7 protein-coding genes are annotated in these 8874 nt (G+C 72.9%); 4 read left to right on the top strand and 3 right to left on the bottom strand.

Going from position 1 to position 8874, the window contains the following annotated elements; translation table 11 throughout:
- Nucleotides 1–156: 156 nt before the first annotated feature.
- A complete protein-coding gene (locus ACN261_RS18420) occupies nucleotides 157–393 on the bottom strand; it encodes a ferredoxin (RefSeq protein WP_088642118.1) in 237 nt (78 codons plus the stop codon).
- Nucleotides 390–1577, bottom strand: a complete 1188-nt coding sequence (locus tag ACN261_RS18415; RefSeq protein ID WP_204928163.1) for a cytochrome P450 — start codon at nucleotides 1575–1577, stop codon at nucleotides 390–392. Before ACN261_RS18415 ends, ACN261_RS18420 begins: the two co-directional genes overlap by 4 nt.
- A 357-nt stretch (nucleotides 1578–1934) precedes the next feature.
- On the opposite strand from ACN261_RS18415, the gene ACN261_RS18410 reads away from it, so the two are divergent.
- The 4 genes from ACN261_RS18410 (at nucleotide 1935) to ACN261_RS18395 (ending at nucleotide 7130) form a co-directional block, all read left to right on the top strand.
- Nucleotides 1935–3281, top strand: coding sequence for a KamA family radical SAM protein (locus ACN261_RS18410; RefSeq protein WP_421486591.1), 1347 nt, complete (start codon nucleotides 1935–1937; stop codon nucleotides 3279–3281).
- Between the two features lie 28 nt (nucleotides 3282–3309).
- Nucleotides 3310–4566 (top strand): pyridoxal phosphate-dependent aminotransferase, encoded by a 1257-nt coding sequence (locus tag ACN261_RS18405; protein ID WP_425851233.1) that lies wholly within the window; start codon nucleotides 3310–3312, stop codon nucleotides 4564–4566.
- Between the two features lie 64 nt (nucleotides 4567–4630).
- A complete protein-coding gene (locus ACN261_RS18400) occupies nucleotides 4631–5560 on the top strand; it encodes an ACP S-malonyltransferase (protein ID WP_421486589.1) in 930 nt (309 codons plus the stop codon).
- Nucleotides 5561–5585: 25 nt separating this feature from the next.
- Entirely contained in the window at nucleotides 5586–7130 is a 1545-nt protein-coding gene (locus tag ACN261_RS18395; protein WP_421486588.1) for an AMP-binding protein, read from the top strand.
- A gap of 145 nt (nucleotides 7131–7275) precedes the next feature.
- On the opposite strand, the gene ACN261_RS18390 is transcribed toward ACN261_RS18395, so the two are convergent.
- Nucleotides 7276–8871, bottom strand: coding sequence for a D-alanine--poly(phosphoribitol) ligase (locus ACN261_RS18390; RefSeq protein WP_421486587.1), 1596 nt, complete (start codon nucleotides 8869–8871; stop codon nucleotides 7276–7278).
- Between the last annotated feature and the right edge of the window lie 3 nt (nucleotides 8872–8874).

Here is an 8874-nt window from a genome sequence, read left to right as displayed (position 1 = left end):
CTCGCTCATGGCACGCTCCACTAGGTCTCCGGGTTCGACGCCCGGCTCGGTGTGTCGGCTTTCGGCGCCCGATCACGGCAAGGCCGCCGCGACCGGTAGGGGGGACCGGTCGCGGCGGCCTCGCGGCGACCGGTGGGTTCACCGGTCGGGGCGGTGTTACTCCTCGGGCGCGAGCAGCGCGCCGGAGGCGGCGTCGCGGACCGTGATCGCGGACATCGGGCACATGTCGGCGGCGTCGATGACCGCCTCGTCGGGCGCGGTCTCCGGGGCCAGGGCGGACGCCTTGCCGGCCCGGATCTCGATCTGGCGGGGGGCCGCGCCGGCGCAGACCCCGGTACCGATGCAGGCGTCCCGGTCGACGGTGACCGTCCACCTGGTGTCCACAGCGGTCACCAGGCCACCAGCAGCTTGTTCGGGCCCCGGACCAGCAGGCCGGACTTCCACGACACGCCCGCGTCGCCGTCGGCCAGGCTCAGCTCGGGGAACCGGTCCAGGATGGTGTGCAGGGCGACCTGCAGCTCCATCCGGGCGAGCTGCGCGCCGAGGCAGTGGTGCGGGCCGTGGCCGAACGCGACGTGCGGGTTCTGCTCGCGGGTGAAGTCGAAGGTCTCCGGGTTGTCGAAGATCTCCGGGTCCCGGTTGGCCCCGGGCAGCGAGACCAGCACCGGCTCACCGGCGCGCACGGTGATCCCGCTCAGCTCCACGTCCTCCACCGCGTACCGGGGGAACATGGCGGCCGGGTTCAGCGGGATCATCCGCAGCAGTTCCTCCACGGCCGCCGGCACCAGGCTCCGGTCGGCGCGCAGCTGCGCCATCAGCTCCGGGTGGGTGAGCAGCGCGTAGACGAAGTTGGGGATGTGCGTGGAGACCGTCTCGACGCCGGTGAGCAGCAGCCCGACCCCGGCGATGGAGAGCAGCTCCTGCTCGGTCAGCCGGTCGCCCTCGTCGCGGGCCTTGACCAGCGCGCCGAGCAGGTCGTCGGTGGGCTGCTCGCGGCGCTGGGCGACCAGCTTGCCCATGTAGCCGAAGAGCTGCTCGGCGTAGACCATCAGCTGCTCGCTGGTGCTGGTCAGCCCCTCGGTCCAGATCCGGAACTGGGCCCGGTCCTCGAACGGCACCCCGAGCAGCTCGCAGATGACGGTGATCGGGTACGGCAGGGCGAACAGCTCGACCAGGTCACCCGGGGAGCCCTTGGCGATCATCTCGTCGACGTACTCGTTGGCGATGCGCTGGGCACCCTCGCGCATCTCGTTGACCCGGCGGGCGGTCAGTGCCTTGCCGGCGAGCTTGCGCAGCCGGGTGTGGTCCGGCGGGTCGAGGCCGATGATGCCCTCGTAGGTCATCTCCTCGCGGGTGCGGGGCTGGTCCTTGCCCTGCGCCGCGGCCCGGCTGAACCGCGGGTCGGTCAGCACGGTCTTGACGTCCTCGTACCGGGTGGCGAGCCAGGACACCTCGCCGTACGGCAGTTGCACCCGGGCCAGCGGCTCGGTGCTGCGCAGCAGCCCGTAGACGGGGTCGATGTCGATCCCGGGCGCCTCGCTGAACGGATATTTACGGATCTCCTGATCGATCGTCACGGAGCACTCCCTCGGGTCGCACCGGGCGCACGTGATCCGGCGCTGGCATCGGTGTCTGCACGGCCGCTCGGTGCGGTACGGCGTATCCGGGCGACACGCCGGGCGCCGGCCGGACCAGGCGAGGGATACGTAATCAGGAAAGGAAATCCACCTACACCCCCGCGACGCCCCTAGCCTCCCCCTACCGGCTGCGCTAAGGGGCGGCTCTGGGGTTCCGCTAGGGGTCCGGGCGGACGGGCCGCCACTAGCGTGTGGGCGAGGCAACGCGCTGTTGACCGTCGAGCGATTCTCGCGGGCGCGCACCGGTGATTGAGTCACGCCACGTCGGTGGGCGCAACCCCCCATGGAGGATGGTTGATGTCCCTGCTCGTTTCCACGACCGCCGATCCGGGGCGGTTCCACTCCTTCGGGCCGCACCACATCGAAGAGCTGGGCGGCCGGTACGGATTGTCGGCCGACAATCTGCACGCGATCCGCACCATTTCCCAGGTGCTGCCCTTCCGGGTCAACGAGTACGTCCTGTCGCACCTGATCGACTGGGACCGCATCCCGGACGACCCGATCTTCCGGCTGGTGTTCCCGCAGCGCGGCATGCTCGCCGCCGACGACGAGCGGATCGTCGGCGACCTGCTGCGCGCCGGTGACCGCAAGGGGCTGCGCGGCGAGGTGGCCCGGATCAGGGCGGGGCTCAACCCGCATCCGTCCGGGCAGCAGCAGCACAACGTGCCCAGCCTGGACGGTCAGGAACTGCCGGGCATGCAGCACAAGTACCGGGAGACGGTGCTGTACTTCCCGCAGCAGGGGCAGACCTGCCACGCGTACTGCACCTACTGCTTCCGGTGGGCGCAGTTCGTCGGGGACGCCGACCTGCGGTTCGCCGCACCCGGCCCGGAGCAGTTGGTGAGCTACCTGCACCGGCACCCGGCGGTCACCGACGTGCTGGTCACCGGGGGCGACCCGATGATCATGTCGACGGAGCGGCTGCGCAGCCACGTGGAGCCGCTGCTGACGGTCGACACGGTGCGCACCATCCGGTTCGGCACCAAGGCGGTCGCCTACTGGCCGTACCGGTTCGTCTCCGACACCGACGCCGACGACCTGCTGCGGTTGTTCGAGCAGGTGGTCGCGTCGGGGCGCAGCGTCGCGGTGATGGCGCACTTCAGCCACCCCCGGGAGCTGGCCACCGAGGTCGCCACCCGGGCCATCGCCCGGATCAGGTCGACCGGGGCGGTGGTCTACTGCCAGGCCCCGCTGATCCGCTACGTCAACGACGACGCCCGCGCCTGGAGCGAGATGTGGCGGGCGGAGCTGGCCGTCGGCGCGGTGCCCTACTACATGTTCGTCGAGCGGGACACCGGTCCCCGGGACTACTTCCAGGTGCCGCTGACCCGGGCCGCCGACATCTTCCGTACCGCGTACCAGGATCTGCCCGGACTGGCCCGGACGGTGCGCGGACCGGTCATGTCGGCCACCCCCGGCAAGGTCCTCGTCGACGGCGTCGAGCGGACCCCGGACGGCGACTTCTTCCAGCTCCGGCTGATCCAGGCCCGCGACCGGCGGCTGGTCGGCCGGCCGTTCCGGGCCCGCTGGTCGGCCGACGCGGCCTGGCTGAGCGACCTGGAACTGGACCCGACGGCCCCGGCGGACATCCTCGCCGCGGTCAGCCCCAGCGCGGCCCGCCCCGGCGCGGCCGTCACCGCCTGAACACCCACCGACCCGAAGGGAGCTGGCGATGGCCGGCCGGAAGATTTCGCCCAACCTCGCGCTCGACCAGATGGTCGCGCAGCGCATCGCCGCGGGCGAGTCCATCGTGCACCTGGGCTTCGGCGAGTCCCGCCTGCCGGTGTTCCCGCCGCTGCTGCGGGCGCTGACCGAGGGCGGCGACCGCAACGCCTACGGGCCGGTGGTCGGTGACCCGGCCACCCGGGACGCGGTGGCCGGGTACTTCTCCCGCCGCCGGCTGCCCACCGAGGCCGACCAGGTGATCATCGCGCCGGGCAGCAAGCCGCTGCTGATGGCCCTGCAACTGGTCGTCGGCGGGGACACCCTGCTCGCCGCGCCGAGCTGGGTCACCTACGCCCCGCAGGCCCGGCTCGCCGGCCGGACCGCGCTGGGGGTGCCGGTGCCCGAGTCGTGCGGCGGGGTGCCCGACCCGGCGGCGCTGCGGGAGACGATCCGCGCCGCCCGGGTGCTCGGCCACGACCCGCGCATCCTGGTGCTCACCTCGCCGGACAACCCGACCGGCACGCACGCCCCGGACGACCTCGTCCGCGAGCTGTGCGCGATCGCCGAGGAGGAGGACCTGCTGATCGTCTCGGACGAGATCTACCGGGACATCCTGCACACCCCGGGCACGGACCTGCTCTCCCCCGCCGAGGTCGCACCCCGGCGGACCGTGGTGCTCACCGGGCTCAGCAAGAACCTGGCGCTCGGCGGCTGGCGGATCGGCGCGGCCCGGTTCCCGGCCGGCGGGTGGGGGGAGCGGATCCGCGCCGACGTCGCCTCGGTGGCCAGCGAGATCTGGTCCACCCTGGCCGGGCCGATGCAGTCGGTCGCCCGGTACGCCTTCGCCGAGCCGCCGGAGATCCGTGAGCGGCTCACCGAGGATGCCGCGCTGCACGGCGCGGTGGCCGGCGCGGTGCACCGGATCATGGTGGACGCGGGTGCCACCTGCCGGCCGCCGACCGGCGCGTTCTACGTCTACCCGGACTTCGCGCCGCTGCGCGAGCCGCTGGCCGAGCAGGGCATCACCGACGGGGCCACCCTGCAGCACCACCTGCTGGAGGAGCTGGGCGTGGCGGTGCTCTCCGGCCACCACTTCGGCGACCGGCCGGAGGCGCTGCGGTTCCGGGCCGCCACCAGCATGCTCTACGGCGACACCCCGGAGCAGCAGCGGCAGACCCAGACCGCCGCCGACCCGCTGACGGTGCCGCACGTCGCCGACGCGTTGGTCCGTATCGAGCAGGCCCTGGCCAAGCTCCCCCGGTGACCCGCCCCGACTCCCCCGCCGACCGCGCCGGTGCCGGTCTGCCCCGACGACAAGGACGCCCCAGATGACCAGCGCGATCGTCTTTCCCGGGATGGGTCCGTGCGACTTCGCCGACGTCGCGAAGTTCATGCTCATCGACCGGGATGCCCGCGAGCTGCTCGCCACCGCCAGCGAAGCCCTCGACTACGACCTGTTCGCCAGGTACCGCGACAGCGACAGTGACTACTCGGAGTACGCCCAGGTGGCCTTCCTGGTCAACTGCGTGGCGTTGGCCCGGTGGGCGGAACGGACCATGGACCTGCGGCCGGACCTGATCGCCGGGCCCAGCTTCGGCGGCAAGGCCGCCGCCGTGTTCAGCGGCGCGCTGGACTTCGCCGAGGCGGTCCGGATGACGGCGCGGCTGTCCCGGATCGAGACGGAGTACTTCACCGCCGAGCAGCGGGGCGTGGTGACGATGTCGTTCGTGCGTACCCCGGCCGAGCGGCTGCGGGAGATCCTGGCCGAGCTGGACGAGGCCGGCGAGTGGTACGAGATCTCCTGCTACGTGGACACCGACTTCTGGATGGTGACCCTGCACGAGGGGCGCACCGACTGGCTGGCGCAGCGGCTGCGGGCCGGCGGCGGGCTGCCGCTGTACGTGATGGACCCGCCGCTGCACGCCGCCGCGTTCGGGCCGCTGCGCGACCGGGTGGAGGCGGAGCTGTTCGGGTCGCTGCGCTTCACCGACCCGCAGATCCCGGTCGTCGCCGACCAGGACGGCACGGTACGCACCACCGCCGACGGTGTCCGGGCGATGCTGCTCGACGGGATCGTCACCCCGGTGCGCTGGCCGGAGGTGGTCGCCACGTTCCAGCGGTCCGACGTGCAGACGGTGCACGTCTGCGGGCCGGACCGGTTGTGGGGCCGGGTCGGCGCCACCGTCCGCAACTTCCGGACCACCATCGTGGACCCGCGACGGGCGATGCGGCCGATCCGTCGCGCCGTGGCCGCCTGAGCGTCGGTAGAGCACGGAGGACGAGATGACCCAGCACACCGACTACGCCCTGCACGGCCGGTTCCTCCAGGGGCTGGCCGCGGCACCCCGGGCCACCGCCCTGCACCTGCCGTCCGGGCCGGTCAGCTACGAGGAGCTGCACGCCACCGCGCTGCGCTGGGCGGGGGCACTGGCCGCCGGGCCGGACGGTCCGCCCCGGGTGGTCGGCATCCTGGCCGGCAAGACCCTGGAGTCGTACGCGGGGCTGCTGGCCACCCTGTACGTCGGCGCGACCGCCGTACCGCTGCACCCGGAGTTCCCGGCGGCCCGGACGGCGGGGATGCTCACCGCGTGCGGGGTCTCCACCCTGCTGCTCGACGAGGCCGGGTTGGCGGTCCGGGCCGAAATGGGCGACGCGGTCGCCGGGGTGCCGGTGTTCGCGCCGGTGGTGGACCCGCGCGGCAGCGGCACCGGCCCACGGCTGCCGGTGGTCGGGGCGACGCCGCTGGCCGCGCCCCGCCCCGCCGGCCCGGACGACGTGGCCTACGTGCTGTTCACCTCCGGGTCGACGGGGCGGCCCAAGGGGGTGCCGATCACCCACGGGAACCTGCGGCACTACTTCTCGGTGCTGGACGACCGGTACGACTTCGGCCCGGACGACCGGTTCTCCCAGTCGTTCGACCTGAATTTCGACTGCGCGATGTTCGACCTGTTCTGCGCCTGGGGTGCGGGGGCGAGCGTGCACCCGGTGCCGCCGGCGGCGTACCGGGACGTGCCGGCGTTCGTGGCCGAGCGGGGACTGACCGTGTGGTTCTCCACTCCGAGTGCGATCACCCTGGTCCGGCGGACCGGCCGGCTGGCCGCGGCGGCGATGCCGTCGCTGCGGTGGAGCTTCTTCGCCGGGGAGGCGCTGCACGCGGCCGACGCGGTGGACTGGCAGGCTTCGGCCCCCGCATCGACGCTGGAGAACATCTACGGCCCGACCGAGCTGACCGTGACCATCACCGGGCACCGCTGGTCGCCGCAGACCTCGCCGGGGTTGTGCGTCAACGGTCTGGTCCCGATCGGGACGCTGCACGACGGGCACGACGGGGTGCTGCTCGACGCCGACGGGGCGGCCAGCGAGGTGGAGGGGGAACTCTGCATCACCGGCCCGCAGCTCACCCCCGGCTACCTCGACCCGGCCGACGACGAGGGCCGGTTCCTGCTGCGCGACGGCCGGCGCTGGTACCGCACCGGGGACCGGGTCCGGCGGCTGGACAACAAGGAACTGATCTACCTGGGTCGGCTCGACTCGCAGGTGCAGGTGCACGGCTGGCGGGTGGAGCTGGCCGAGATCGAGCACGCCCTGCGGGGCTGCCCCGGCATCGAGGACGCGGTGACCGTGGCCCGCTCCGGCGCGGGCGGCACCGAGCTGGTGGTCTTCTACACGGGTGCGCCGACGGCCCCGGCGGAACTGTCCCGGCAGTTGCGGCAGATCCTGCCCAAGGGGATGCTGCCGCGTTCGTACCGGCACGTGCCGGAGTTCCCGTTGAACTCCAACCGCAAGGTGGACCGGGCCCGGTTGGCCCGCGAGGCCGCCGAGGGCTGACCCGGACGATCGACGCTGTCACGCCGAGATGGCGGCATCCGAGTCCTCGGATGCCGCCATCTCGCTGTCCTGGCGGTGACGCAGAAAAAACCCCTGGCCGGTCCCCCTCCTGAAGGGACCGGCCAGGGGCCGTCAGGGGTGCGGATCAGCGCTGGGCGGACTGTCCGGCGCGCTCGGCGAGGGCCCGCCGGTCGATCTTGCCGTTGGCGTTGACCGGCAGTTCGTCGATCACCCGGACCTGCTGCGGCACCATGTAGTCGGGCAGCGCCTCCAGGCAGAACGCGCCCAGCTCCATCTCCTCGACGCCGGTGACGCCCTCGTCGAGCACCACGAACGCGGCCAGCACCGGGTCCCTGCCCTCCTGGGGCAGCATCAGCGCGGCGGCCCCGGCGATGCCCGGGAACTCCCGGACCCGGCGCTCCACCTCGCCCAGCTCGACCCGGTTGCCGCGCACCTTGACCAGGGAGTCGGCCCGGCCGGTGAAGTACAGCTCCCCACCCTCGCCCCGGTAGGCCAGGTCGCCGGTACGGAAGACGACCTGCCCGGTGGCCGGGTTGAGCGGGTCGGGGACCAGCGCGGCGGCGGTGGCCTCCGGGTCGTTCCAGTAGCCGTGGAACAGGGCGGCGCTGCGCAGGTGGATCTGCCCGACGACGCCCGGGGAGTCGACCGGCCGGCCGTCCTCGTCGATCAGCAGCATCTCCGCGCCCGGGTGGGCGTGGCCGATGGAGATCCGGTCGACGTCGTCGGGCAGCGGGTTGGGCACGTCGGTGAAGGACGCGGCGATGGACTCGCTGCTGCCGAAACAGTTGACCACCCGGGCGTGCGGCAGGGCGCGTTGCAGCTCGCGCATCTCGGGCAGGGGGAAGTTCTCGCCGGAGTAGAGCACCCCGCGGATCTGCTCACCGAGCGCGGCCAGCCCGGCGAACTCGTGCCGCAGCACCCCCCGCCAGATCGACGGCACGCCGTTGACCTGGGTGGCGCCGCTGTCGGCGAGGAACTGCACGAAGCGGCGCGGCCAGCGCAGCAGCGACCGGGGCACCGGCACCACGGCGGCGCCGCTGCCCAGCGCCAGGCCGATGTCGAGCAGCGAGAAGTCGAACTGCAACGGCGAGGTGGTGGCGACCCGGTCCTCGGCGGAGACGATGCCGTGCCGCAGCATCCCCCGGAAGAAGGCGAGCACGCCCCGGTGGCTCATCACCACGCCCTTGGGTCGGCCGGTGGTGCCCGACGTGAAGATCATGTAGGCCGGGTCGGTGGGCACCAGTTCCCGGCGGTGCCGGGTGCGCGGCGCGGGCGCCCGCTCGACCTGGATGCCGTCCGGGCCGAACCGGGCGGTGCCCAGCGGCGCGGGCACGCCCTCGCGGCGGCCGTCGACGGGTTGCAGGTGCAGCGCGGCGGCGGTGCTCTCGGCGATCAGCGCGAGCCGCTGGGCCGGGGTCTCCGGGCTGACCGGGATGAAGGTCAGGCCCAGCGACGAGCAGGCCAGGAAGACCGCGATGGCGGTCGGGGAGGTGTCCGACTCCAGGATCACCCGGTCACCGATGTCGAGGCCGAGTTCGTCGAGGGCGGCGGCGTAGCCGTCGACCCGCTGGGCGAGCTGACGGTACGAGATGGAGCCGACCTCGCCGCCGACGGCCTGGATGACGGCCGGTTTGTCGGGCGTCAGCCGGGCGCCCGCCAACAGGAACTCGTGCAGCGTCTCCACGGAGGCGTGCGTGCGCGCGAAGTTCTCTCGACTCATGGC

Origin of the sequence: Micromonospora sp. WMMD723 (assembly GCF_049863385.1) — a bacterium.
GTDB lineage: Bacteria > Actinomycetota > Actinomycetes > Mycobacteriales > Micromonosporaceae > Micromonospora > Micromonospora wenchangensis.
This window is presented reverse-complemented; position numbering and strand designations above follow the sequence as displayed.

Bases quoted from the DNA above. Each gene is read 5' to 3' on its own strand.
- ACN261_RS18410 (WP_421486591.1), top strand. From the start codon at position 1,935: ATGTCCCTGCTCGTTTCCACGACCGCCGATCCGGGGCGGTTCCACTCC.
- ACN261_RS18400 (WP_421486589.1), top strand. From the start codon at position 4,631: ATGACCAGCGCGATCGTCTTTCCCGGGATGGGTCCGTGCGACTTCGCC.
- ACN261_RS18390 (WP_421486587.1), bottom strand. From the start codon at position 8,871: ATGAGTCGAGAGAACTTCGCGCGCACGCACGCCTCCGTGGAGACGCTG.
- ACN261_RS18405 (WP_425851233.1), top strand. From the start codon at position 3,310: ATGGCCGGCCGGAAGATTTCGCCCAACCTCGCGCTCGACCAGATGGTC.
- ACN261_RS18395 (WP_421486588.1), top strand. From the start codon at position 5,586: ATGACCCAGCACACCGACTACGCCCTGCACGGCCGGTTCCTCCAGGGG.